This is a genomic window from Bradyrhizobium sp. AZCC 2176 (assembly GCF_036924645.1).
GTDB lineage: Bacteria > Pseudomonadota > Alphaproteobacteria > Rhizobiales > Xanthobacteraceae > Bradyrhizobium.
Genome location: NZ_JAZHRX010000001.1, coordinates 1227481 through 1252329 on the forward strand (window position 1 = coordinate 1227481; position 24849 = coordinate 1252329).

Consider the following 24849-nt stretch of genomic DNA (forward strand, 5'->3'; position numbering starts at 1 on the left):
CAAAACTGCACATCAATGCGCCCAAGGTGTTTTGCCATGCGCAAACGCGCAAGTCCGATTGACATCATTTTTGTTTGATGTCTAAAATTATATTTGGTCATCCGGAGTTCCCCGCAGGGCCGAGGAGGCGAGCATGGCAGAACGCTCTTTCGCGCGCGAGGTGGAAGACCTGAAGCTGGGCGCCGGCCAGGAATTTCGCGGCGAAGGTATCCTCGCGATCACCAAGGCACTGCTCGAATGCGGCGTCAGCTATGTCGCTGGCTACCAGGGCGCGCCGATCTCGCATCTGATGGACGTGCTGTCGGACGCGCAGGATATCCTTTCCGACCTCGGCGTGCATTTCGAATCCAGCGCCAGTGAGGCTACCGCAGCGGCGACGCTGGCCGCCTCTGTGATGTACCCGATCCGTGGCGCGGTCACGTTCAAGGCACCGGTCGGCATCAACGTCGCTTCCGACGCGCTCGCCAACCTCTCCTCGGGCGGCGTCACCGGCGGCGCGCTCGTCATCATCGGCGAGGATTACGGCGAAGGCTCCTCCATCATGCAGGAGCGTTCGCACGCCTTTGCGATGAAGTCGCAGCTCTGGCTGGTCGATCCGCGGCCCAACGTGGCGTCGATCGTCAAGGCCGTGCACGATTCCTTCGAGCTATCCGAGGCGTCGAATACGCCTGTCATGCTGGAAGTGCGGATACGCGCCTGCCATGTCCATGGACGTTTCGCTACCCGCGACAATGTCCGCCCCGCCTTTCCGCTGGCCCACGCGCTCGATGCGCCGTCGCGCGATACCAACCGCATCGTACTGCCACCAGCCTCGTTCCTGCACGAGAAGGAGAAGATCGAGCAGCGCTGGCCCGCGGCGGTCGAATTCATCCACGCGCGCGGCATGAACGAGACGTTCGATGGCGATATCGACGATATCGGCATCATCATGCAGGGCGGCATGTATAACGGCGTCGTCACCGCGCTGCGCGATGCCGGACTTGCCGACGTCTGGGGCGAGACGCGGGTGCCGCTCTATGTGATGAACGTGACCTATCCGATCGTCGACCGCGAGGTGATCGACTTCTGTCGGGCTAAGAAGGCCGTGCTGATGGTCGAGGAGGGCCAGCCCGAATTCATCGAGCAGGCGCTGCACAAGATCCTCCGCAACGCCGACATTCCAGCCAAGCTGCACGGCAAGGACCTGTTCCCGATGGCCGGCGAGTACACCGCGCAAGTCATGGGCGGGGCGATCGGCGCCTTCATCCGCCGCTGGCGTCCGGACGCACTGCCCGATGCCGCGCGCGCGCCGAACATCGACCGTGTCGAGGTCGACGACAAGATCCGTGCGCTGGCCGACGTGGTGCCGCCGCGACCGCCGGGCTTTTGCACTGGTTGTCCGGAGCGGCCGATCTTTTCCGCGATGAAGCTGGTGGAGAAGGAGCTCGGCCCACATCATATCGCCGCCGATATCGGCTGCCATTTGTTTTCGATCCTGCCGCCGTTCAATATCGGCGCCACTACCATGGGCTATGGGCTCGGCCCGGCGTCGGCTTCCGCCTTCAACGTTCCGGCGAGCAAGCGCTCGATCTCGATGATGGGCGACGGCGGCTTCTGGCATAACGGGCTGACCAGCGGCGTCGGCAACGCCGTCTTCAACCAGCACGACGGCGTGATCGTCGTGGTCGACAATTACTATTCCGCCGCGACCGGCGGCCAGGACATCCCCTCCTCCCGCGCCGACAACCGTTCGCGCTCGACCAAGCATCCGATCGTGGAAGCGGTGAAGGGCGTCGGCGCCAAATGGGTGCGCCAGATCGACCGCACCTACGACGTCACGCGCATGCGCGACACGCTACGCGAGGCGCTGACAACGGAGGAAAAAGGTCCGAAGATCATCGTCGCCTCGTCGGAGTGCATGCTGAACAAGCAGCGCCGCGTGAAGCCGCAGGTTTCGGCCGCCGCCAGGCGCGGCGAGCGCATCGTGCGCGAGCGCTTCGGTGTCGACGAGGACGTGTGTTCCGGCGACCACGCCTGTATCCGTTTGTCCGGCTGTCCGTCGCTGTCGGTGAAGCCGACCAGCGATCCCTTGAAGGACAATCCGGTCGCCGCCGTCGACAATACTTGCGTCGGCTGCGGCCATTGCGGCGAGGTCGCGGACGCCGCTGTTCTGTGTCCCTCCTTCTATCGCGCCGACGTCGTTTCCAATCCAACCGCGTTCGAAGCGCGGCTCGACCGCATCTGGCAACGGATGATCGGCGCGTTGCAGCGCTGGCGGGCAGGACGGCGGATCATGTTCGAGCAGGAGGTGGCATGAACGTCTCGTTCGCCCCCTCCTCCATCGCGCTCAGTCAGGCTCGCCCGATCACCGTTGCGGTGCTCGCGATGGGCGGCCAGGGCGGCGGCGTGCTGGTCGACTGGATCGTGGCGCTGGCCGAGCGGCGCGGCTGGTTCGCGCAATCGACCTCGGTGCCCGGCGTCGCGCAGCGCACCGGCGCCACGATCTATTACATCGAGATGATCGCACCCGACGCGAGCAAGCCGGATCGTCACCCCGTGCTGTCGCTGATGCCGGCGCCCGGCAAGGTCGACATCGTGATCGGTGCCGAATTGATGGAGGCCGGCCGCGCCATCCTGCGCGGGCTGGTCTCGCCCGACCGCACGTTGTTGATCGGCTCCTCGCACCGCTCACTTGCTGTGATCGAGAAGACCGCGCCGGGCGACGGCACCGCCGACGCGTCGCAGGTCTACGAGGCGGCAAATGTCGCGGCCAATCGCTTCATCGCATTCGACATGGCCGAGATTGCGGATGCCACCGGCAGCGTGGTCTCCTCGGTGCTGTTCGGCGCGCTCGCAGGCTCCGGCGCCCTGCCCTTCACGACCGAGGATTTTGAAGCCACGATCAGGGCGGCGGGGGTCGGCGTCGATGCCAGCCTGCGCGCCTTCACTGCCGGCCGCGAGCGCGCCGTCGCCACGCTCAAGCAGGATCCGAAGATCAAGCCAGCGGCAAAACCGCCGCTCGCCAAACGCTTTCCGCGCCTGGAGCCGATCGGTGATGCCGGTTATGACGCGCTGATCGCGCGGGCGCGGCTATTGCCGGAGGCTCTGCACGGTATCGTCGCAGCCGGCCTGCAGCGCGTGGTCGATTATCAGGACGTCGCCTATGGCCGCGAATATCTCGACCGGCTGGAAGCGATGCCGCGTGACGCAACCGGCCTGCTGCAGGCCTTTGCCAAATATCTTGCGGTCGCAATGGCCTATGACGACGTCATCCGCGTGGCAGACCTCAAGACGCGCGCGGGACGATTCGACCGGGTACGCCGCGAGGTGCGAGCCGGTGACGACCAGGTCCTCGCGATCACCGAATTCTTCCATCCGCGGATCGAGGAAATGGCGGGACTCTTGCCGCCGCGGCTCGGCGAAAAGCTCGAGCGCAGCGAACGGCTCGCCCGGCTCATCGATCGTGGACGAAAGTTGCGCACAACCGCGCCGTCGGCGTTCCTGATGCTATACTGCGTGGCGGGCCTGCGGCGATTCCGCCGCGGCACGCTGCGGCATGCCCGCGAGGTGCGCCATCTCGACGAATGGGCGCAACGTATCTGCAAGTTCGCCGCAAGTGATACAGCGCTAGCCACCGCGGTGTGCGAAGCCCGCCGTCTCGTCGGCGGCTATTCGGACACACATTCCCGCGGCGAATCGAAATTCGACAAGGTCATGCAGGCGTCCGATCGCCTGTTCGGCCGGCCCGACGCCGCCGAATGGGTGCAGCGGCTGACCAAGGTCGCGCTGAAGGACGCCGATGGCACTGAGCTCGACGGCGCGTTGCGCACAGTCGAGACTCTGTTCGAGGACGCCTGAGGATGGATCAATTCGAGGTCGTGGTATCGAAGGCCGAGGCGCTCACGCCACGCATTCGCGAATTCGTGCTGGCGCGCCCCAATGGCGCGCCGATGCCGGGCTGGGCCGCAGGCGCTCATATCGACGTCCACCTGCCCGACGTCGGCCGTCGCTCTTATTCGCTGATCGAGACGAGTTCGCCGCGCGCGGCCGCCGAACATCCGGCCGCCTATCGAATTGCCGTGCTGCAGGAAAGCAGGGGTCGCGGCGGCTCGACCCACATGCACAGCCTCAAGGCCGGCGATCGCCTGACGATCTCGCAGCCGGCAAATAATTTTCCGCTCGACACGAGCGGAGCCGAAGTCGCGCTCGTCGCCGGCGGCATCGGCGTGACGCCGCTGCTCGCGATGGCCTGCGAGCTGAGCGCGGCGAAGCGGCCGTTCTCCTTCTATTACGCCGGCCGCAGCCGCAACGAGCTCGCTTTTCTCGGCGACATCGAGCGGTTGGCCAGCGCCAGCGCGACCATCCACGCCGACGACGAGGCCGGCCGCTTCTTCGATCTCGAGGGCCTGATGACGCGGCTCGCGCCCGACGTGCCGCTCTATCTCTGCGGACCGCTGCCGATGATCGAAGCCGCCATCGCGCTGGCGAAGCGGATGAACTGGCCGCAAGGACGGCTGCATTTCGAAATCTTCACCGCGCCCGAGGAGAAGTCCGGCGATACCAGTTTCGAGGTCGAACTCAAGGGCAGCGGACGCGTCTATGAGATTCCTGCCGGCAAGACCATCCTCGACGTGCTGCTTGAGGCCGGCGAGGACCCGATACATGACTGCAAGCGCGGCGATTGCGGGATCTGCCAGACCACGGTGATCTCGGGCATTCCCGATCATCGCGACTACATCTTGAGCGAAAGCGAGAAGGCGTCGAACAAGGTGATGCAGATCTGTATTTCGCGCGCCAAAACCAAGCGACTTGTGCTCGACCTGTGAAGGAGGAACGCATGATCCGATATGCCGGCAATGCCGCGGCGCTTCGAGCCCTGGTCCGCGACCAGGAGGTTCACCGCGACGTCTATGTCAGCGAAGAGGTTTTCCAGCTCGAGATGGAGCACATGTTCCCGAATAGCTGGGTCTATGTCGGCCACGACAGCCAGGTTCCCAATCCCGGCGACTATTTCGGCACCACGATCGGCACGCAGCCGGTGCTGCTCGTGCGCCATACCGACGGCAAGGTGCACGTGTTGCACAACCGCTGCCCCCACAAGGGCACGCGCATCACGTCCGAGACCTGCGGCAACACCGGAAAATTCTTCCGCTGCCCCTACCATGCCTGGAGCTTCAAGACCGACGGTTCGCTGCTCGCGATTCCCTTGAAGAAGGGCTACGAGAACACCGGCTTCGAACAGAGCCATGCAGCGCCCGGAATGGCGCCGGTACGCCATGTCCGCAACTATCGCGGCTTCGTGTTCGCCAAGATCAACGACGGCGGCCTCGACTTCGAGGAGTTCTTCGGCGAAAGCCTGTCGAGCTTCGACAACATGATCGACCGTTCGCCGGTCGGCCAGCTCAAAGTCGCTGGCGGCGTGCTGCGCTACATGCACAATTGCAATTGGAAGATGCTGGTCGAAAACCAGACCGACACCTGCCATCCGATGGTCGCGCACGAGTCCTCGGCCGGAACCGTGGTCGAGGTCTGGAAGAAGGCGCCGCCCGGCACCAAGAAGCCGATGGCCGTCGAGATCATCGCTCCCTTCATGAGCCCGTACGAGTTCTTCGAAAACATGGGCATCCGGATCTGGGACAATGGCCACGGCCATACCGGCGTGCACCACTCGATTCATTCCGACTATTCGGCAGTGCCCGGTTATTTCGAGAAGATGAAAGCCGCCTATGGCGAGGCCCGCGCCAAGGCGATCCTCGACGAGAACCGGCACAACACCGTCTATTTCCCCAACATCATGATCAAGGGGCCGATCCAGTTGTTGCGGCACTTCAAGCCGATCGCGGCCAACAAGACGCTGGTCGAATCCTGGACGTTCCAGCTCGTCGACGCGCCCGACATGCTGCTCGAACGCACGTTGATGTACAACCGGCTGATCAATGCGCCGACCTCGATCGTCGGCCATGACGACCTCGAAATGTACGAGCGGGCACAGGAAGGCCTGCACTCGAACGGCAATGAGTGGGTGAACCTCCAGCGCCTCTACAGCCCCGACGAGGCCGGACAGACCAACGTGGCGGTCAACGGAACCAGCGAATGGCCGATGCGCCACCAGTTCCGGGCGTGGACCAAGTTCATGACGATGGGGATGTGACATGAGCATGGTCGCTGACGCTCCCCTGAAGAATGCGGTCCCCACCGACCAGGAATTGATCGACTTCGTGGTCAGCGAGGCGCGGCTGATCGACCAGCAGCGTTTCGACGAATGGCTCGATATGTACGCCGACGACGCCTTCTACTGGATGCCGCTGGAATGGAATCAAACCGATCCGCGGCTCACCTGCTCGCTGATGTATGAGGACAAGCTGTTGCTCTCGATCCGGGTCGAGCGCCTCAAGGGCGCGCGGACCTTCAGCCAGAAGCCGAAGAGCCGCTGCCATCACGTGCTGCAGACGCCGCAGGTGGATTCGCGCGACGCCGCCACGAACAACTACGTCACCTGGACCCCGATGCATTATCTCGAGACCCGTCTCGACGAGCAGACGCTCTATGCGGCCTGGGCCACGCATCATCTGGGCGTCGAGCACGGCAGGCTGAAGATCAAGCTGAAGCGCGTCGACCTGATCAATTGCGATGCTGCCTTCGGCAACATCCAGCTCTTTATGTGAGGGAAGATGAGCGTGGTCCACCACACGGCGATCGTAAGCGGCGGCAATACCGGCATTGGTGCGGCGATCGCCCGCGGCCTGCTCGCCGAGGGCTATGACGTGATCTCGCTGTCGCGGCGCAAGCCCGACTGGAGCCATCCAAAGCTCTCCTCGCGCGAGGTCGATCTGCTCGATGCGACGGCGACGCGGCAGGCGGCGGCGGAAATCGCTGCGAAGGTTGCGATCACTCATGTCGTGCACAATGCCGGCGCGATCCGCGCCAAGCCGCTGGAAGAGGTCGCTGACGAAGATGTCGGCGCATTGGCCCAACTGCATTTCGGCGCCGCGATTGCGCTGGCGCAGGCGGCGCTGCCGGGCATGAAGCAGGCCCGCTTCGGCCGCATCGTGCTGCTGTCTTCCCGCGCCGCGCTGGGAACGGCCACACGTACGGTCTATTCGGCGACCAAGGCCGGCATCATCGGCATGGCGCGGACGTGGGCGCTGGAACTCGCCCCCTTTGGAATCACCGTCAATGTCGTCGCGCCTGGCCCGATCGGAGATACCGAGATGTTCGAGAGCGTGATGTCGCCGGAATCCGAACGCGCTAAAAAGCTGGCGCAGTCGATTCCGCTCGGCCGCCTCGGCAAATCAAGCGACGTTGCCCGTGCGGTCACGTTCTTCAGTTCACCGGATGCCGACTTCATCACCGGACAGACACTTTATGTCTGCGGCGGAGCCAGCATCGGATCGATTTCCATCTAGCCCGGTGAGATCCCAGCCATGGATGCCACAGTCAAACGAAAGGCCCGATCCCCGAAGGGCGCACGGGCGCAACCGTTGCGGCCGGCCGAGCCGGCGCACGAATCCGACGGCGCGCATCTGGAATTGCGCATCTGGCTGCGGCTGCTCTCCTGCGCCACCCGGATCGAGAAGGCGCTGAACGCAAGGCTGCGCAAGGAGTTCAACACCACGCTGGCCCGCTTCGACCTCTTGGCGCAACTCGCGCGCAAGCCGGCCGGCGCGACCATGTCCGAGGTTTCCGAACTTCTGATGGTCTCGAACGGCGCGATCACCGCGCTCGTGCAGAAGCTGGAGGCCGACGGCTTTATCCATCGTGAGGTCGATTCCGAGGACCGCCGCACCTTTCGCCTGCGCCTGTCGCAGGAAGGCGCCAGGGAATTCGGCCGCATGGCACGCCGGCATGAGGAATGGGTGATTGCCCTGATCGGCGAACTATCACACGTCGCGCAGTCGGATCTGCTGCAACATCTGACCCTGCTCAAGCGTCGCCTCGACAAGCACTCCTGACGCGGCCGCCGGGCCGCAACACAAGCAATGCGGGCAGTCAGTTCCGGACTCATTTGAGACGGTGTTCGAAGAACGCCAGGATCTCATCGCGGGCTGCGATCGTCGGCTGGCCCGCCTCGTCGATCAGGTGCGCGGTGACGACGCTATGCGGGGTCGTCACGTGGCGCTCGAAAAACGGCGCAAGATCGGTATTCGCCGCGCTGTCCGGAAGCACCCGGGCGATGAAACGATCGCCGAGCGCTTCTGTATAGGCCGCGAAGCGTTGCGCCATGCAGAACCTGTCGCCCGCGAAACGATAGGCCATGACAGTCAGATCTTCCCGCTCCAGCCGTTCGCGGACGGCCTTGACCTCGCCGGGCGCGATTTCAATGCCGGCCGGATCGTTCAGCGGCAGCGACGGCTGCGAGAGCACCGGCGCCAGCATCGAGGGTTCGAGCATCATGGTGAGCGCAAAATTTCCCGTAAAGCACATCCCGATGGCGCCGACGCCGGGACCGCCGCACTCGCCATGCGCAAATCGCGCCAGCGAACGGAGCCACTTCGTCACGGGACTGGATTCATTGGAGGCCAGCGCACGGAACTCGGCGCTCACGCAGGCGCGCTGAAAAATCGCGGCGCCCTCCTCCGCACCGGGAACTGCGCCGTCGCGGCCGAACAGCGACGGCATGTAAACGGAAAAGCCGGCGTCGCGGACCCAGCGGGCAAACCGCGCGACATGCGGGCTGATACCCGGCATCTCCGTCATCACGATGACGGCTGGCCCTGCGCCGGCCACGTAGACGACCTTGCTGACGCCGTCGAGCGTGATGTCGCGGCGCGTAAAATCCTCGAGCGTATCGTCCCGCTTCATGGACCGTTTCGGCATCGGCGCAATTCCTTGTTGGTCGATAGGTACTCAGGCAGACGCGCGGCGCAGGCGCCGAAGGTGCTGCAGAGCCCCACGGGACGATGTTTTCACGCATATCGTTGCGATTTAGCGCCTTGTGGACTAGTGTCAAAATTGACATTTATCAGGCATTTTTTGACATGACCAAAGTCGCGGTTATCGAGATCGACGGATGCATGGCTTCGAGCGCGGCCATCACCTACGACGTCATGGCAACCGCCAACCGGATCAGCGCTGCGAAGCGCGTTCCGCCCTTCAAGGTTACGACGGTGCGTTGCGGATCCCGCCGCAACATTGCCGATCTGCGCGGAAGCGAACTCGTCATCGTCCCCGGGCTCGGAACGGCGTCGGCAGACGAACTGGACACGAAGTTGAAGAGCCCAATGTGCCGGCGCGCGGGCGACATGCTGAGGCGGGCGCACGCGAGCGGCGCCATGCTCGCCGCGTCCTGCGCGAGCACCTTCCTGCTGGCGGAGGCGGGTTTGCTCGACGGCCGTCGGGCGACCACCACATGGTGGCTCGCGCCCCTGTTCCGGCAGCGCTATCCCGCAGTCGAACTGCTGACGGAGCAGATGGTCGTCGCCGATTGGCCGATCGCAACCGGTGGCGCGGCCATGGCGCAGATGGACCTGATGCTCGCAGTCGTCGGCCGGTTCGCCGGACCAGGCCTCGCGAAAGCCTGCGCCAACTATCTCCTGCTGGATGAGCGACGCGCCCAGGCGCCGTTCATGGCGATCAACTATCTGGCGGGTCAGGACCCCAGGATTGCCAAGGCCGAGAAATGGGTGCGTGACAACATTGCGCGCGACTTTGCGATCGAGGAGCTGGCCGAAGCCGTCGCGCTGGCGCCACGGACATTTGCCCGGCGCGTCTCGGCGACCTGTGGCATTTCACCAATTCAGTTCGTGCAGCGGATCAGGCTGGAGACTGCGCGATTGCTGCTTGAAACGACGCGGCTGCCGGTCGACGAGATCGCGCGGAGGGTCGGATATTCAGAGCCTTCCACGCTTCGCCGGCTGATCCGGCGCGATACGAAACATCCGCCCGGACATTTCCGTCCCGCCGCTTGAGCGCCTCCCTCGCCCCGCGATGCCGCCAGTCTCAGTAGCCCAGGATAGCTTTCACCTCGAGATACTCTTCAAATCCAAAAACCCCGAACTCACGCCCATTGCCGGACTGCTTGTAGCCACCGAAGGGCAGGCTGCGGTCGAACGGCGCACCGTTGAGATAGACGCGTCCTGCGCGGATGCGGTTGGCGACAGCGCGGGCGCGGTCAAGGTCTTTTGATTGCACGAAGCCCGCCAATCCGAACGGCGTGTCATTGGCGATTTCGATCGCCTCATCCTCGGTGTCGTAGCTCATGATCGACAGCACGGGGCCAAAAATCTCCTCTCGTGCAATCTTCATGTGTGGCGTCACATCACCGAAGACGGTCGGGCGAACGTAGTATCCACGGTTGACCTCGGATGGCCGCCCCGTTCCGCCAGCCACCAGCGTCGCCCCTTCATCGACACCGGACTGGATGAGATCCTGCACTTTCTCAAACTGCGCCCAGCTCACCAGCGGCCCCATGGTGCACGCCGGATCGAACGGGTCCCCCAGGCGAATGGTGTCGACAGCTTCACGTGCTGCCGCGAATGCCGCTTCCCGCTGCGCGCGGGGGATAAGCATGCGCGTCGGAGACTGGCAGTTTTGGCCGGCGTTCGTGTAACAGGCGTGAACGCCCTGGATCACGGCGGTTTTCAGGTCGGCATCGGCCAGGATGATGTTGGCGGATTTGCCGCCCAGTTCCTGCGCGACGCGCTTGACCGTATCCGCCGCAAGCTTGGCCACCCTGACGCCAGCCGTCGTCGATCCGGTGAACGACACCATGTCGATCTCGGGGTGGGCGGCGATCGCCTCGCCCACCGTGGGTCCATCGCCGTTGATGAGATTGAAGACGCCCGCCGGAATGCCCGCGTCGTCGACGATCTCCGCAAACAACATCGCGCTGAGCGGCGCGATCTCGCTGGGTTTCAGGACGACGGCGCAGCCGGTGGCGAGCGCCGGCGCGACCTTGGAGGCAACCTGGTTCAGCGGCCAGTTCCACGGCGTGATCAGTCCGCAGACACCGATCGGTTCGCGGCGGATGATGCCGTTGCCCATTCGCTTCTCGAACTTGTAGTTCGCAAGCACGCGCGCCACTTCCTCGAAATGAAACAGCGCGACGGTTGCCTGGCGTTGGGTCGCAAACGTGATCGGCGCGCCCATCTCCAAAGTCATCATCCGCGCCAGCTCCGGCAGACGTGCTCTAAAACCCTCGATGATCTTCTGAAGCCAGGCCAGCCGCTGTTCGACATCAGTTACGGAATAGGTCGCGAAAGCGCGGCGCGCTGCCTTGGCGGCTCGATCCACGTCTAGCCGCGAACCCAGGCTGATCTGCGCGAAAGTCTCCTCCGTCGCAGGATTGGTTATTCCGAGAGTTGATGGCGCGGCGGGATCGACCCAGGCGCCGTCGACGTAGAACTTCAATTTTTCCATTGTTTCCCACCCACGGACCTTACGTCGCGCTACCGGTTGCGGCTCGCTTCTAGAGGTGTCTGCCCTCATCCACCGGCACCACAATTCCCGTCGAACTGGTTAGGTTGACGATGCAGGCGACCGCCGCCCTCGCAACATCGTCGGGCGTAGTGACGTGGGCCAACGGCAGTCTTTCGGCGACCTTCTGCAGCGCTTCACGGGTCCGGCCGGCGACAAAATCCGTATCCACACCGGCTGGCGAGACGGAGAACACGCGGATTTTCGGCGCAAGGACTTTTGCGAGCGCAATCGTGAGCGCGTCGACGCCGGCCTTTGCAGCCAGATAGGCCAGGCTGCTGCCCAAACCGGTGCGGGCCGCAATCGACGAAATATTCACGATGGCAGCGCTAGTGCCGTGCTCCAGCAACGGACGGAAGGCGCGAACCATGGCGAACGGACCGCGCAGATTGAGCGAAACAGTGCGGTCGAAGATGTCGTCCGTCAGTCCCTCGAGATCATTGGCGGGCACAGGCGTCGTGGCGCCTCCGCAATTGACCAGCACATCGAGCCGCCCGTACTGCTTCTCCACGGCCGCCGTGGCGTCGGAGATGGAAGCCGGATCGTCGATCGCGATGCGCATGGCGAGATGCCCGCGGCCTTGCAAGCCCTCGATCACCTCTTCGGCCTGCGCGCGGCGGCTGTTGTAGCCGACAACGACGGCAGAACCCATGGCGGCAAGGCGCGCCGCGGTGGCCTTGCCGATGCCGCTGTTGCCGCCGGTGACAAGCGCAACCGTCGGAATCGGCAGCGCAGGAATTTCAATAGCAGCAGTCATCTATGGCGGCCTTACATCGTGATCTTTGCAGCCTCGATCACGGGATGCCATTTGGCGCGTTCGCCGTCGATGAACGCCTTGAGGTCATCAGGAGCGCCCCCGACGCCTTGCAGCGAATTTTGCTCGAGGATGGTTTTGCCTTTTTCGCTCTTCAGGAAGGCGTTCACCGCATTGTTCACCTTGCTCACGATGTCCTGCGGCGTACCGGTAGGAGCTACGATCGCGTACCACGCGGTCGCCTCGAATCCCTTGAAGCCCGCTTCCTGCACCGTCGGCACATCGGGCAGTTGCACGACGCGCTGGCTTGTCGTCACCGCGAGCGCGCGGATCTTGCCGCTGGCCACCAGCGGCAGATAGGTCGGCATAAAATCCATGGCGACGTTGACCTGTCCCCCCAGCAGGTCCGTGACCAGCGGCGCTGAGCCGCGATAAGGCACATGCGTCATCTCCACGCCGGCAAATTGCTGGATCAGCGCCGAGGTGATGTGTCCGAGCGTTCCGTTGCCGGGATGGCCGACATTGACCTTACCCGGGTTCTGTTTGGCATAGGCGATCAGTTCGGGGAGCGTCTTCGCCGGAAAGTCTGGTGTCGCCGCGATGATCAATGGAGACTTGGCGACGAGTACGACCGGCATGAAATCCCGCTCGGAATCGTAAGCCAGGCCCTTGTACATGAACTTGTTGAGCGCGATCGGCGCGGGTGTCCCGAACAGCCACGTATGGCCGTCGGCCGCCGCCTTGGCGACCGCCGTTCCGCCGAGATTGCCGCCCGCGCCCGCACGGTTTTCGACGATGAACTGCTTGCCGAAGTCTTCGCTCAGCGCGTGCGCAACGGCGCGCGCCAGCGTGTCGACGGCAGCGCCGGCCGGGAACGGCACCACCATGGTGACCGGGCGGTTCGGCCACTCCTGTGCGACGGCATCGTGACATGGCGCAACAGCAAGTGCGAGGCCCAGGAGACCCAAAGTGAGCAGGCGCATGTTTCCTCCGATTTTTGTGCGAGGCTCGCGTTGGCGCATGCGCTTATTCCCCGGCAAACTTGTCCAGGCCTTTGCGGCCCAACCATTTGGATAATTCGTCGGCAACGGCTTCGTTATTGAGATCGGCGAATGCGATGTGCGTGTTGCCGCGCAGACCCGCATCGGGAAGCAGCAAGACCTCGCAATCGCCGCCGTGGCGGTTGACGATATCGCAGAAGGTCCGCGCCACCTTGACGGAAGAGGCCCAGATCGGGCGCGTGTCGGTGTAGTCGCCGAACACCATCTGGATCGGAAACTTCGTCAGCTTCATGAACTCCGCCAGCGGCACGGCATTGGGGCCATACGGCGCGTCCGGCTTCGGCTCGGGTCCCTCGCCCTCCGGGAAGACGAAGCCCGGGGTTTCGTAGGCAACAATGCCCTTCATGTTGTCGCTCTTTGCCTTCAGCGCCGACAACAGGGCGCGCCAGCCGCCCGCGGAATTGGTGACGGCAATGACAGGTCCGATTCTATCGATGGCCTGGCCGCCGGCCTCAGCCTGCAACAATGCATTCTCAAGCGTATCGAACTCGTCGTAGCGGGCGCGCGTCGCCTGATTCCAGGCTTCCTTGTCGGCGGTCGGGAATTGCAGTCCCGGATACCAATTGAGATAGGTCAAGCCGAAACGCCAGGCGGCAAAGTTGCGTTGATCGAAATAATCAGGCGTATAGGTGATCGGCTCGCAGCTCCAATTCGCACGCCCGACGCGCGGGCCATCCCAGAGGTAAACGGGATATCCCTGACGCAAGAAAATGCTCTTGTAGCCTTCACCGCCATCCCAGCGGTTTTCCCAAACCTTCGTGCTGGAGCTGTGCCACATGATCAGGCCGACGCTGCGCCGTTTCGCGGGGATGAAGTATTCGACGTAGCCATGGTCGCAAGAGAGCGTCTGACTGGGATCGCCGGGCTTGGCAATGATCTTACCGCCAACTTCATACGCGCCGGTCGATTCCAGGATGATCGGAGGCTTCGCTGGTTTGCGATTCTCTTCCGCGAATCCCGGGTTGCCTAGTCCGGCGACCAGCAATGCCGTGGCAAACGGCTGCAACCGCTTCCAGCGTTTCAAAGGACTTCTACCGCAATTCATGATCAGCCTCCTCCCCGAATAATGCGCGCCGCTTTTCGCGGTCTTTGCGCGCCTTTTGCTAGGCGGCGTCCTGCGCAGCCGACCGGCTCACCGGAAGATTTAGGAACCGCGCGGCGTTATCGCTGATGAGTTTTCTGATTGCCGTGCTCGGCATCTGCAGATCGAGCAGGATCTGCGTGATGCTGCGGAAGCCATCGACCGGACGCTGCGACCCCTGCAGCCCGAGGTCGGACGACAGGATCGTGTTGTCGACGCCGGCCACCTCGATCAGGTGCGCAAGATCATCCGGGCTGTATTTTAAGGATTTGCCTTCGATGAACATGCAGATCGAATGTTCCATCTTGACGCCAATCGCGACCAGTTGCCGGATATCGGTGTCACTGCAGCCGACGATGTAGGTCGGGTGGTTGACCATCATCTTCTTGACGCCGCGCCGCGCCGCCTCGTCGAACAGGATGTGCAGCTCGCTGGCCGGCAGGTGACCACCGGCCAGGATGATATCCGCCTCGGCAATGAGGTCGATGACCTTTTTGGTGTCATCCGTGAGCTTGCCATTGGCGTCGAGCGCGGAAAGCGGAATCGGATCGAGCATCTTCTGCGAGGTCTTCGGAAAGGTCGAATTTCCCGCCGCCATGGCCTTGATATGGTTTGCGGCTGATAACGTCGGCATCCAGACGATCCTGGCGCCGAGCTTGATCGCGTGGTCGACCGCATGCGGGTTGATGCCGCCCGATGCATTGTTCAGCACGATACCCGAGAACAGCTTCACATTGGTTTCGGGGAACAGCTTCTCCAGCAGGATCGCGTGCGCCATGCCGGCATAGAAGTGATCCTTGTAGAGCACGGCACGGAATTTCGCTTCGGCCGCATCGAGCAGTTCCTCGTGATGGTCGAGAATGCGCGGCATGGCCGCCGGACCACTATGGCAGTGCAGGTCGATCGCGCCGACCAGGAGCTCGGCGACTTCGGCCGCGCGAGACAGCGTCGGCAGCGGCACAGTGGTCGGGTAGGATGCTTGCTTGTCGGCCATGGTCCGGGCCCCTTTCGGTTGAACAGGTATCAGGCAGCGGATTTTCCGGCGGGGCTTTGCGCGGGCATCGGATAGTCGTCCTCGTTCAGCACCCAGCCCGGCTTGGCCGAAAAATCCATGCGCGGCGGGCAAAAGATGTCGACGAGAATGTTGAGTTTTGGATCGATGGCCTGCGAGGTGTGAATGGAGGGCGGCGGAATCACCGCGATGGAGGGCGATCCGCAGCTCTCGTGATCGTCGTTGCGCCACTGAGCCATGTCGGTCGTCCATGGCCAGCGCAGGTGATGAATGAAGGTGCCGGCCAGCGCCAGCGAGCATTGCTCGAAATCGTCATGGTGATGCGGCGACATCTTGCTCGGATCGCGCGGGCCGTTCCTCGGCTCGAGGAAATTCACCATGAAAGTCGAGCAGCGGAAGATTCGCCCGAACCTGCCCGGCGTCGCCGCGACGTCGAGGCTGCAGGTCCGGATCTTCGCACCTGCGGCCGCCTCCGGCCACGGCTCGAACGGCGGCAGATTGGGATGCGGCGTCGCGTAGGACGCGGCGTTAGAGCACAGCCGTGCGAGATCCTCCGATCGCGTCGTCATCATGCGCACTACCTTGGCGGCGCCGAGCAGCGTGACGGAGCTAGCGCCCGCCGGCACGAAACTGATGGAGTGACCGCCCACGACCTTGCGCTCGTTGCCCCACACGATCTCGGCGCCTGCCCCCGGGTCGGGAAGCAGCACGACATATTCATCGGGCTGATCGGCGCGGCTCAGCACCGCGCCCTTGTCGGCGTCGCTATAGGCGATGATGAAGTTCTGGCCGCGGGCGTACCAGGTGCGCGCGCCGTTCTGATTCTCGGCCGGCGGCGTTTCGTAGAATTTCGCATACTCGGCCCCTGCGAAATGGGTGGCGGCGGGTTTGGTGCCGACCGGAGCGGCGGCGAGCGCCGCGCGGGGATCAGAGTTGTGATACATGCGAGCCATCCGTGGTTGGAACAAGGGTTTTGAAATCGGTGAGGGTCTGCGCCGCGGCCCGGCGCATCTGGCCCTGATCCGACGAGATGATGAAGGCGCTGGCGCCGAGGCCGGCAAAATCCTTGGCTTCCGCCGCGCTCGCCACCATCACGCAGACCGGCTTGGCGACTTTCTTCGCCGCCGCAATGATCCTGATGACCGCGTCCTTTACGGACGCGTCGGCCGACGACTTGGCGCCAAGCGCAACGGTGAGATCGCCACGGCCGATGAAGAGCCCATGGATTCCGTCGACGGCGGCGATGGCATCGATGTGATCCAGCGCTTCGGGATCCTCGATCATCGCGATCGCGCAGACCGACGCATCCTGTTCATCGACGAAGGACCACATCGGTGTGCCGCCATAGGCGCCGGCGCGGGCCGAGCCGGAGTAGCCGCGCCGTCCGCCGCGGTATCGTGCGGCCGCGGCAACCGCGTGCGCTTTCTCGACCGTTGCGACATGGGGCACCAGCACACCGGCGGCACCGCAGTCCAGACAAGATAGCATCTTGGCCGGATCATCCGATGACACCCGCACGATGCCGGCGAGGTTGCTCGCGCGCGCGGCCAGCAGCATGACATCGGTCATCGCGCGATCGATCGGCGCGTGCTCCTCGTCGATCACGACGAAATCGTAGCCGAGCGCGCCAAAAATCTCGGTCGCGTGCGTGGTCGGCGTCTTGATGAATGAGCCGACGACGACCTGCCGCGCCGAGAAGCGGCGGCGGAATGACGAAAAATGCGGCCTGACGACGTCTCCGGACACGGCTGTTCCTCCCGGCCATCTGCACGGGCCGTCTTCAGAAGACGGGCTCCGGCGTGGCGCTTGGCGAAAACCATTGCAGGGAGGGCGGCGGTGGGCCATAGCTAATCCGCCGTGTTCCACCAGGTGGAATTTTAGGGATGCCACTCAAGTCCGACAAAGTTGAAGCCGCCTCGCGCACGCTCCTGCTGCTGGAGGAACTCAATCGCCACCGCGTCACCTCGATCGATCGCCTGCACAAGGCGACGGGGCTGCCCAAGTCGACGGTGGTGCGGTTGATGAAGTCGCTCTGCGCGATGGGCTATGCCGCCAACGACCGCCGGCAAGGCGGCTACGCGGTCGCCTCGCGGGTCAAATCGCTGAGCAATGGCTTTCACGGCGACCCGCTTGTGGTGGAGGCCGCGCGCCCATGGGCGCTCGCTTTTACGCGGCAATATCACTGGCCGATCGCCATCGCTGTGCTCGACAGGAGTTCTGTCGTGGTCCGCTTCAGCACGATTCCCGACAGCCCGGTCTCGCCGTTTCACGGCACCCTCAACATGCACCTCAGCCTGCTCGGCCGGGCGCTGGGGCGCGCCTACCTGGCATTTTGCCCCGTGAGCGAGCGGGCGATGCTGCTCGACATGCTGACGCGATCGCAGGAAAACGAAGACAAGCTCGCCACCGAGCGCAAGCGAGCACTGTCTTTGCTGGCGACAATCCGCAAGCAAGGTTTTGCCGAACGCGACCCGATGGTCGAGCCGCGCACGTCCGGCACGATCGCGGTTCCCATCCTCGTCGACCGGCGCGTGCTCGCCACCGTCGGCATGACTTACTTCATATCAGCGCTCGACCGCGCAGACGTCGTCCAGCGCTACGTGCCTCTCGTGAAGGCGCTTGCCGACAACATCGCTGCGAGCGTCTCGTCGTTGCAGCAATAGAGCTACGGCGTGAGCCGTCATCCCCGCCGCTACGTTTCAGGAGCGATACACTCTTCCATGATCCCATCGATCTCGGCGATCGAGAGAACGCCGATCTCGGCAATAAATACGATCCGCGCCCGCGGCACGTCGGCCGGTAGCGCTCCGCCCGGTGCCAACGTCGCGCGCCCGCCGGCAAGCTGAAACACCGTCAGTTGCCCGGGCTGCTCCACGGTCTCGAACAACCCCTTCGCCCGGGCGAGCTTCGGCGCCAGCCGAGCGATCGCGTGCTGCAACCGGGAGAACGACACCGGCCGTTCCGATGTCCAGCTCAGCGTCTCGAACCGGTCAGCCGCGGGCCGTCGCGGCCCCACCTCGCGCGGCGCCTGCACGCGCTCCACGTCCGCAGGGAACAGCAGCGCTGCGGGGACTTCGCCATGCGGCGCATCGACCATCACCGCCGCCGGACGCAGCACCCGGACGGCATCGCGTAGCTGTGCGCGAGCCGCCGCGTCCGCCAGGTCCACCTTGGTCAGCGCCACCACATCGGCCGCCCGCAGCTGAGACCGCAGCAACGCGTCGTTCAATGTCTCCGCCTTTGTCGTCGCGTCCACCACGCACAGCACCGTTTCCAGCGGCGCCTCCCGCCAGATCATCGGGTCCATCAGGTTGCGCACGATATCCGAGGGATCGGCGACCCCGCTGGTTTCGATCACGATGAACTCGGGCCGCGGGTCACGCCGCAGCAGGGCGGCGAGCGTGCGCAACAGATCGCCTTCCAGCGAGCAACAGATGCAGCCGTTGCTCAGGCTGACCACCCCATCGCTGGCGCCCGCGATCAGCTCCGCATCGATGTTGATCGCGCCGAAATCGTTGACCACGGCGGCGATCCGCCGCCCCTCGGCATGCGCCAGCAGACGGTTCACGACCGTGGTCTTGCCCGCCCCGAGGAAGCCGGTCACCAGCAGGATCGGGACCGGCATAATCAATGCTCGGCAACGGACCGGCGCACTGGCCGGCCGGGCCTTGCCGTCACATCCAGCACGCCGTCGGTGATCAGCGGCTCGCCGCTGACGACCAGATGCCGCACGCCCTCTGACGGACGGTTCATCGCCGAGAACGTCGCCCGGTCGGTCAGCGTGTCGAAATCGAACGCGACAATATCGGCATCCGCGCCCACCTGCAGCCTTCCCTTGGCGCGCATGGCGGGCGTGCTGCGGGAAAGGATTTCCGCCGGGATCAGGGCGCATTTGCGGATGCCTTCCAGCAGCGATACTGACTTGCGCTCACGCACCCACTCGCGGATGAAACGGGTGAAGCAACCAGCCGAACGCGGATGCGAGGTGGCATCATCAGGCAGCGGCCAGGCGTCGCCGGTGTAAGCGCTGCCGTCCGACAGCGTCCAGGGCATCGCGTCGGACGCAATCGCACCGCCGGGATACAGCACCGAGATGTCCAGCAGGTCACGATGGTGCGGATTGTTCTCCGTATCCAGGATATGCCACAGCACCAGCGTGGACGGCTCCTCCGCCTGTGCCGCCAGCAACTCCTTGCGGTCGCGGAAGCGCCGCCCGTCGGTCACCCGCTGCACCGAATCGTAGCCTAACCCATTGCGCGCCTCGAATTCGGGGTCGCTGAAGAAGGCCGCCGCCAGCACCGTCGAGCCGGTGCCATATGGATAGGCCTCCACCGTTATTGGCAGGCCCTGCGCCTGCGCCTTGGCGACCAGCACGGCACAACGTTCCACGTCCGTCTTGCTGGAGGAGTTGAAGTGGCAGATGTGCATATGCGCGCCGGTGGCGCCGGCATAACCGATCAGGCGGATATAGGCCTCGGCGGCGCTTTCCGGGTCGATGCGGGACATGTAGGCGACATGGGTGAAGGTCGCCACATCATGCGCCGCCGCGAGTTGGCACACCGCGGTCAGCTCCTGTACGCCCGCGCCCGGGGCATAGGCGTTGAGAATGCCGATGCCGATGCCGCCCTCGTTCAGTCCGTTTGCAAGGCGCTCGAGGATGCCGGCGACCTCGGTGTCGCTGGCCACATTGTCGATCCAGCGGCGATCGCGCATGGCATTGCCGAATGCCTCCAGCGAGCTTTCCGCGTTGGAGCCGGTCATCGCGCCGATGCGCGCGAAGGCCCAGTTGGCGGCGGCGCCGTAGTTCAGCACGCGCCCATGCGCGGCCTGGCGTCGATACCAGGATGCGACCGGCAGTACGCCCGCCTCGAGATCGAGCGTCGTCGTCACGCCGTCGAATGCCTGCATGCGGTCGGCCGGGATCGACTGGCCGTGCGCGTGCAGGTCGATAAAGCCGGGCGCCACCACCAGCCCGGTCGCGTCGATCACCCGTTCGGCGCTGCCGAGCCCGGTGCCGACAGCGGAGATCCGGCCATCCTCTACCGCCACATCGCCAATGGCGTCCATCCCGCTTGCCGGATCCACCACCCGGCCGCCACTGATCACCAAGCCAGTCATATTGCCACTCTCCTCAACGCAGAAAATTTAGGTCCGTCAAGGCCGGCAGCGCTCCGCGAGCCCGGGCACCTACCGGTCGTCTCTATTCCAATAGAGACAGATTTTCAGGCCGACGACCACCTCCACCGAGGCTGAGGCATCATGCGTATTGCTGCACATCCTTGGCGTTCGTCGCCACGGTAGCCTTTTCAGATCGATCGCCGATATTGCGGCATCGCTTCGCCAGGTGATCCTCCTGAGCCGACCCGACGCTCCCAAACCATCGCGGACCGCGACCTCAGCTGCGGACTGAACGTTACGGGCTGGGCGAAGATGGCACGAGGTTTATCGTTGCCCGGTCCAACGGCGGGATCAAACTGTAACCCCGTTACCACATTCGTGAGTTCAGTGTTGTTGTGTTCGCCGCGCTACAGACTCCGCGGAGAACATCAATAAGTGTGTTCTGCGGGGCAACCAAAGCGGCGCGGCGGTTGCGGACTCGTCGATGGCCATCGCGGTTCGACCTCGACGAGTCCGCATGCTCCGTTTTTTGAGCGCACGCGCGATGACCTGTAGGTTCCTGGAGAGAGCGAAGGGATTGGATATGCGCAAACGTCCCGCTGCGGCTGCTTCTACAAACTACAACTTCATCAAAGCGTATTTCGAGCTGAAGAAATTGCGAGAAGATATTGAGTGCATCGAAAGATCATCGAGGCCATCTCCAAGCCAGGCGACAGTAGCGGGCCGCGATACACCCAAAGGTGATGATGGCATTCGAGGTATTTTGCGGCCTTAGCGGGCGCCCCTTGCCGACAAAACGCAAATTATAAACGAGAGCATTCCATCGTGACGGGACGCGCTTCGCGGTGGTCGACGAAAAAGCTGCCGGTGTCCCGGGCCGGAGGCAGCGATGGATCGGAGGTTTCGGGGCCCTAGTGGCCGGTGGAGCGTCGGTTCATTTCCTCCAGAAGCTCGCGCATTGCATCGAACTGCGTACCGAAGCCTTTCCAATCTCCGGACTTCAATCGCTCCACTGCTTGATTGTAGCGATCGAGCGCCTCCCGTGCCTGACTTGCCGCCGGGCCTGTGGCGGGCCTCTCCCCTGTCGTGGTTGAAACCGCCGGCGCAGCGCCGGACTCCGTGAACAGCGCTGACAAGGCCTCGGCGAGCGTCTCTTTCATCACCACATGTTCGCCGTAGGCCGCGATCACGCGCTTCAGCTCCGGCAGGTGTCCGTGCTCCGCTCGCAGATAGAGCGGTGTTACATAAAGAATCGAGTTCTCGATCGGGATCACAAGCAAGTTCGCACCGCGTATCACTCGCGAGCCCATCTGATTCCACAGCGTGATTTGTTGTGATATCTCGGTACTCTGATTGATCCGCGCTTCGATCTGGAATGGTCCATAGACGAGCTTCTCCTTGGGAAATTCGTAGACGATCAGCTTGCCATAGTCGGGCGCGTCGCAGCGCGCGGCGAGCCACGCGATCATGTTGTCGCGGCGGCTAGGCACCATCGGAAGCATGAGGAAGAACTCGGCCTGCGGCTCGCCGGGCAGCCGCATGATGATGTAATAAGGGGCCATCGTTGCAACGCCGCCGCCGCCCGGCTGGCGCGGAAACTGCCAGAGATCCTCGCGGTTGTAGAAAACATCGGCCGCCTCCATGTGGTAGGTCTGATAGAGCCGCGCCTGAATCAGGAACAGGTCCTCGGGATAGCGGATGTGCCTCTGCAGGTCTGCCGGCATAGCCGCGAACGGCTTGAACAAGCTCGGAAAGATGCGCTGGAAGGTTGCGGCGACCGGGTCGGCAGCGTCCATCAAATAGAAGTCCACGGTTCCGTTATAGGCATCGACGATAACCTTCACTGAATTACGAATGTAGTTGAGGCCCAGCTCTTGCGCCGGCTCTGCATAGGGGAAATAGGAACTCACCGTATAGGCGTCCTGCATCCAGAACATCCGCCCATCGCTGATGGCCAAATAAGGATCGTGATCGAGCCTGAGGAACGGAGCGATCGTTCCGACCCGTTGCTGGATATTGCGGCGGATCATGATCCGGCTGTCGGCGGTGATGTAGCTTGAGAGCACCAGGTTCGGGTCGTTGAAGTAATAGGCGAACAGGCCTCTCCACACCATCGCTCCGATCGGAACGCCACCGGTGCCGTCATAGGCCGCGTAGACATTGTCCTTTCCCTTCGGATAGTCGAACTCAGGCGTGCTCCCTTTGACGATGACGTAGCTGTCGTGCTCTTCGCCGTAGTAGATGCGCGGTTCACGGATCTGGGGGCCTCCGTCCGCAACAGGAGGTATATCGCGCAAATAAAGCAATGGCAGCCCTTCGGTGGTCTTGCGAGTGACCGGGCTCATCACCGCGCCGGTGCCGTGGGTAAACAGCACGTGGCGGTTGACCCATGTCTGGGCATTCGGCGGCAGCAAGGAGGGCCGCAGTTCGCGGGCCGAGATCATTACGCTTTGGTAGGAGCCATCGAGCCAGTAGCGGTCAACGTCAAGATGACGGAATTTGTAGTAGGTGCGGATCTCTTGCAGCTGCGCGTAGGTGTCCGACAAGGGCAGCCAGTCCCACAGCCTGATATTGTCGATGGTCGCCTTGTTGGCTTCGAGCGTCTTGAAGGTAAGCTTCTGTTCGGCAGCAAACGGCTTGGCGGCGACCTGATCGAGATTGTATGCCTGCCGGGTGAGCGCGATGTTGCGCTCGATGTAGGGCTTCTCCAGCTCCAACTCGCTTGGTTTGACGAAGAACTGCCGGAACAGCACGGGAGCTACGCCGGACAGCACGAAAGAGCCGATGACGACAAGCATGACCGCGGCGGCGGGAAGCCGGTAGGTCCTCACCCGGAGGTTTGCCAACACAGCAAACGCCGCAATGATCGACAGCCCGATCATTAGCCACAGGCCCGGTAGCCCCACATGCACATCGGTGTAGCTGGCGCCGACGACGACGCCGTTGTCGCCATAGAGCAGCAGGTAACGGTCGAGAACGTACGACCAGGCCTTCACGGCAAAGAGCAGAGCAAGCAGCGCCGAGCCGTGAGCGATTGCTGTCGGCGACATCGATCGATGATGAATGTCGTATTCGATGTCGCCGTGCACCCAATAGATCGCCGCGGCGAAAAGCGCGCTCAGAACGAGTGTGAGCAGCATCCAGTTTTTGACGAGGATATAGGCCGGCAGCACGAAGAGATAGAAACTGATGTCCTTGCTGAAGAGCGGATCGTCTGCGCCATAGGGAACGTAATACAAAAACTGCAGGAAAATACCCCAATTGCCGACTTCCAGCGCGGCAACCAGCAGAGCGAGCAAACCTGCACCAGCCGCGATGACGCGGCGCCACGGCAGCCGATCGCGCACGACCACGAACAGGTCGGGCGGCGGAACATTGCCTGCAAGATTGCCCACGAAGGCCGCGACAGATTGCTGCGGCTGCCGTCGGGCAAAGCGCACCGCGAGCCATCCGTTCAACCAAAGGACGACCGCAGTTCCGGTCCAGACTGCAAAAAAGACGACGGCTTTGGCGCCGATTGTCGTCCAGAAAACCTGCGGATAGCCGATCGCAGAAAACCACAGCCAGTCAACCAGGAAGTCGCTCGTGAGCCAGAGCAGGATCAGGCAAATCCCGGCGAAGACGGCCGCAATGATCAACCCGACCACGGCGCTTTGCCTTGGCACCTTCCGTTCGGGTCCGGTAATCCCGATCGTCATGAGTTGATCATAGCGGAAATGAGGGACGCCTGCCGCTTGATTCGTGGTCGGGTTGCGCGGCAAAAGCGGCACGCAGATGCCCGAAGTTCCGTCGCTGGCCCCCGGAACAGCGCAAAGCAGCAAATCGAGGAGCGCAAAGGACAAAACTCGGCGGATGCAGCCGCCGGCTATCCCACTACCTTGCATATCGCCCCGTGCCTTTGCCGGCGGGTGACGTTGGAGAACTCCCCTTCGAAGGTGCGCGCTCCCAAAATATCGAAAACAACCCCATGCAAAGTAGCGGGCGGCCGGCATGGATGCCTTGAAAGCAAGTTGACACGTCGGGCAAATCAGGGGCATTTCTTCACCATCCCGCAATCTGTAAACGCCCGCCGCTCTCCGCAACAACGGCGCGTCAGTTGCGATTGCCGCTCAAAATCCTCACCCACCATTTGAAATTGCAACCGCCTCGCCGCGGCGAACGATCGCCTGCGCGTGGCCGAACCGCGCGCGCGGCCCGCGCGCGCCAGGGGAATCTCAACATGAACAGCGCTCCGGACCTCGCCATGCCAACGGCGATCGCCGCAACGGACCAGGCCAAAGCTGCCGCAGCCCCGCGAATAAAGCTTCTGTCGCACGGCTTCTCCATCGACCATCCAGATCCGGAGCTCGGCGAACAGCTCATGGCGAACGCACTGGGGGTCGCGGATCGCGAAGCGATGATGGCATTATCAGGCAATTGGTAAAGGCCA

At 63.4% G+C, this 24849-nt stretch carries 22 protein-coding genes; 11 read left to right on the top strand and 11 right to left on the bottom strand.

Annotated features, from left to right (window positions below):
- Positions 1 to 133 precede the first annotated feature (133 nt).
- Genes V1288_RS05415 through V1288_RS05445 form a run of 7 tightly spaced genes read left to right on the top strand, consistent with a single transcriptional unit; the run spans position 134 to position 7931 of the window.
- Positions 134 to 2296, top strand: a complete 2163-nt coding sequence (locus V1288_RS05415; RefSeq protein WP_334356094.1) for an indolepyruvate ferredoxin oxidoreductase subunit alpha — start codon at positions 134 to 136, stop codon at positions 2294 to 2296.
- Positions 2293 to 3837: an indolepyruvate oxidoreductase subunit beta family protein gene (locus V1288_RS05420; RefSeq protein ID WP_334356095.1), complete on the top strand. Its 1545-nt coding sequence runs from the start codon at positions 2293 to 2295 to the stop codon at positions 3835 to 3837. Before V1288_RS05415 ends, V1288_RS05420 begins: the two co-directional genes overlap by 4 nt.
- A gap of 2 nt (positions 3838 to 3839) precedes the next feature.
- Entirely contained in the window at positions 3840 to 4805 is a 966-nt protein-coding gene (locus V1288_RS05425; protein ID WP_334356096.1) for a PDR/VanB family oxidoreductase, read from the top strand.
- An 11-nt stretch (positions 4806 to 4816) separates the two neighbouring features.
- Positions 4817 to 6130 (top strand): aromatic ring-hydroxylating dioxygenase subunit alpha, encoded by a 1314-nt coding sequence (locus tag V1288_RS05430; RefSeq protein WP_334356097.1) that lies wholly within the window; start codon positions 4817 to 4819, stop codon positions 6128 to 6130.
- 1 nt (position 6131) lies between these two features.
- Positions 6132 to 6644 (top strand): aromatic-ring-hydroxylating dioxygenase subunit beta, encoded by a 513-nt coding sequence (locus V1288_RS05435; RefSeq protein ID WP_334356098.1) that lies wholly within the window; start codon positions 6132 to 6134, stop codon positions 6642 to 6644.
- Between the two features lie 6 nt (positions 6645 to 6650).
- Positions 6651 to 7385, top strand: a complete 735-nt coding sequence (locus tag V1288_RS05440) for an SDR family NAD(P)-dependent oxidoreductase (protein WP_334356099.1) — start codon at positions 6651 to 6653, stop codon at positions 7383 to 7385.
- A gap of 18 nt (positions 7386 to 7403) precedes the next feature.
- On the top strand, positions 7404 to 7931 hold the full coding sequence (locus V1288_RS05445) for a MarR family winged helix-turn-helix transcriptional regulator (RefSeq protein WP_334356100.1): 528 nt from the start codon (positions 7404 to 7406) through the stop codon (positions 7929 to 7931).
- A gap of 49 nt (positions 7932 to 7980) precedes the next feature.
- Here the strand turns inward: V1288_RS05445 and V1288_RS05450 are convergent, their stop codons facing one another.
- Positions 7981 to 8796, bottom strand: coding sequence for a dienelactone hydrolase family protein (locus V1288_RS05450; protein ID WP_334356101.1), 816 nt, complete (start codon positions 8794 to 8796; stop codon positions 7981 to 7983).
- Positions 8797 to 8957: 161 nt separating this feature from the next.
- Here V1288_RS05450 and V1288_RS05455 point away from each other — a divergent pair, with 161 nt between their 5' ends.
- Positions 8958 to 9887 (top strand): GlxA family transcriptional regulator, encoded by a 930-nt coding sequence (locus tag V1288_RS05455; protein WP_334356102.1) that lies wholly within the window; start codon positions 8958 to 8960, stop codon positions 9885 to 9887.
- Positions 9888 to 9918: 31 nt separating this feature from the next.
- Here V1288_RS05455 and V1288_RS05460 read toward each other — a convergent pair whose 3' ends face one another.
- From V1288_RS05460 to V1288_RS05490, 7 genes are read right to left on the bottom strand one after another with little or no spacing between them, the layout of a single operon-like run.
- Positions 9919 to 11337: an aldehyde dehydrogenase family protein gene (locus tag V1288_RS05460; RefSeq protein ID WP_334356103.1), complete on the bottom strand. Its 1419-nt coding sequence runs from the start codon at positions 11335 to 11337 to the stop codon at positions 9919 to 9921.
- A 49-nt stretch (positions 11338 to 11386) separates the two neighbouring features.
- The gene (locus V1288_RS05465) at positions 11387 to 12151 is read right to left on the bottom strand and encodes an SDR family NAD(P)-dependent oxidoreductase (protein ID WP_334356104.1); all 765 of its coding nucleotides are present in this window, start codon (positions 12149 to 12151) and stop codon (positions 11387 to 11389) included.
- 11 nt (positions 12152 to 12162) lie between these two features.
- The gene (locus V1288_RS05470) at positions 12163 to 13131 is read right to left on the bottom strand and encodes a Bug family tripartite tricarboxylate transporter substrate binding protein (protein ID WP_334356105.1); all 969 of its coding nucleotides are present in this window, start codon (positions 13129 to 13131) and stop codon (positions 12163 to 12165) included.
- Positions 13132 to 13174: 43 nt separating this feature from the next.
- The gene (locus tag V1288_RS05475) at positions 13175 to 14254 is read right to left on the bottom strand and encodes an alpha/beta hydrolase (protein ID WP_334356106.1); all 1080 of its coding nucleotides are present in this window, start codon (positions 14252 to 14254) and stop codon (positions 13175 to 13177) included.
- A 58-nt stretch (positions 14255 to 14312) separates the two neighbouring features.
- A complete protein-coding gene (locus V1288_RS05480) occupies positions 14313 to 15284 on the bottom strand; it encodes a DUF6282 family protein (RefSeq protein WP_334356107.1) in 972 nt (323 codons plus the stop codon).
- Positions 15285 to 15313: 29 nt separating this feature from the next.
- Positions 15314 to 16246 carry a hypothetical protein gene (locus V1288_RS05485; protein WP_334356108.1) on the bottom strand — a complete coding sequence of 311 codons (933 nt, stop codon included), beginning with the start codon at positions 16244 to 16246 and terminating at the stop codon, positions 15314 to 15316.
- Positions 16230 to 17048: an HpcH/HpaI aldolase family protein gene (locus V1288_RS05490; RefSeq protein ID WP_334356109.1), complete on the bottom strand. Its 819-nt coding sequence runs from the start codon at positions 17046 to 17048 to the stop codon at positions 16230 to 16232. The genes V1288_RS05485 and V1288_RS05490 overlap by 17 nt, the downstream gene beginning before the upstream one ends.
- Positions 17049 to 17185: 137 nt before the next feature.
- Between V1288_RS05490 and V1288_RS05495 the strand changes: the two genes are divergently transcribed.
- On the top strand, positions 17186 to 17965 hold the full coding sequence (locus V1288_RS05495; protein ID WP_334356110.1) for a DNA-binding transcriptional regulator: 780 nt from the start codon (positions 17186 to 17188) through the stop codon (positions 17963 to 17965).
- Between the two features lie 29 nt (positions 17966 to 17994).
- Here the strand turns inward: V1288_RS05495 and V1288_RS05500 are convergent, their stop codons facing one another.
- Positions 17995 to 18927 (bottom strand): CobW family GTP-binding protein, encoded by a 933-nt coding sequence (locus V1288_RS05500; RefSeq protein ID WP_334356111.1) that lies wholly within the window; start codon positions 18925 to 18927, stop codon positions 17995 to 17997.
- Between the two features lie 2 nt (positions 18928 to 18929).
- On the bottom strand, positions 18930 to 20420 hold the full coding sequence (locus V1288_RS05505) for an amidohydrolase family protein (RefSeq protein ID WP_334356112.1): 1491 nt from the start codon (positions 20418 to 20420) through the stop codon (positions 18930 to 18932).
- Positions 20421 to 21003: 583 nt separating this feature from the next.
- Between V1288_RS05505 and V1288_RS05510 the strand changes: the two genes are divergently transcribed.
- Positions 21004 to 21195: a hypothetical protein gene (locus tag V1288_RS05510; RefSeq protein ID WP_334356113.1), complete on the top strand. Its 192-nt coding sequence runs from the start codon at positions 21004 to 21006 to the stop codon at positions 21193 to 21195.
- Between the two features lie 136 nt (positions 21196 to 21331).
- On the opposite strand, the gene V1288_RS05515 is transcribed toward V1288_RS05510, so the two are convergent.
- The gene (locus V1288_RS05515; protein WP_334361197.1) at positions 21332 to 24118 is read right to left on the bottom strand and encodes a UPF0182 family membrane protein; all 2787 of its coding nucleotides are present in this window, start codon (positions 24116 to 24118) and stop codon (positions 21332 to 21334) included.
- Between the two features lie 521 nt (positions 24119 to 24639).
- Here V1288_RS05515 and V1288_RS05520 point away from each other — a divergent pair.
- Positions 24640 to 24843, top strand: a complete 204-nt coding sequence (locus V1288_RS05520; protein ID WP_334356114.1) for a hypothetical protein — start codon at positions 24640 to 24642, stop codon at positions 24841 to 24843.
- Positions 24844 to 24849: the final 6 nt, after the last annotated feature.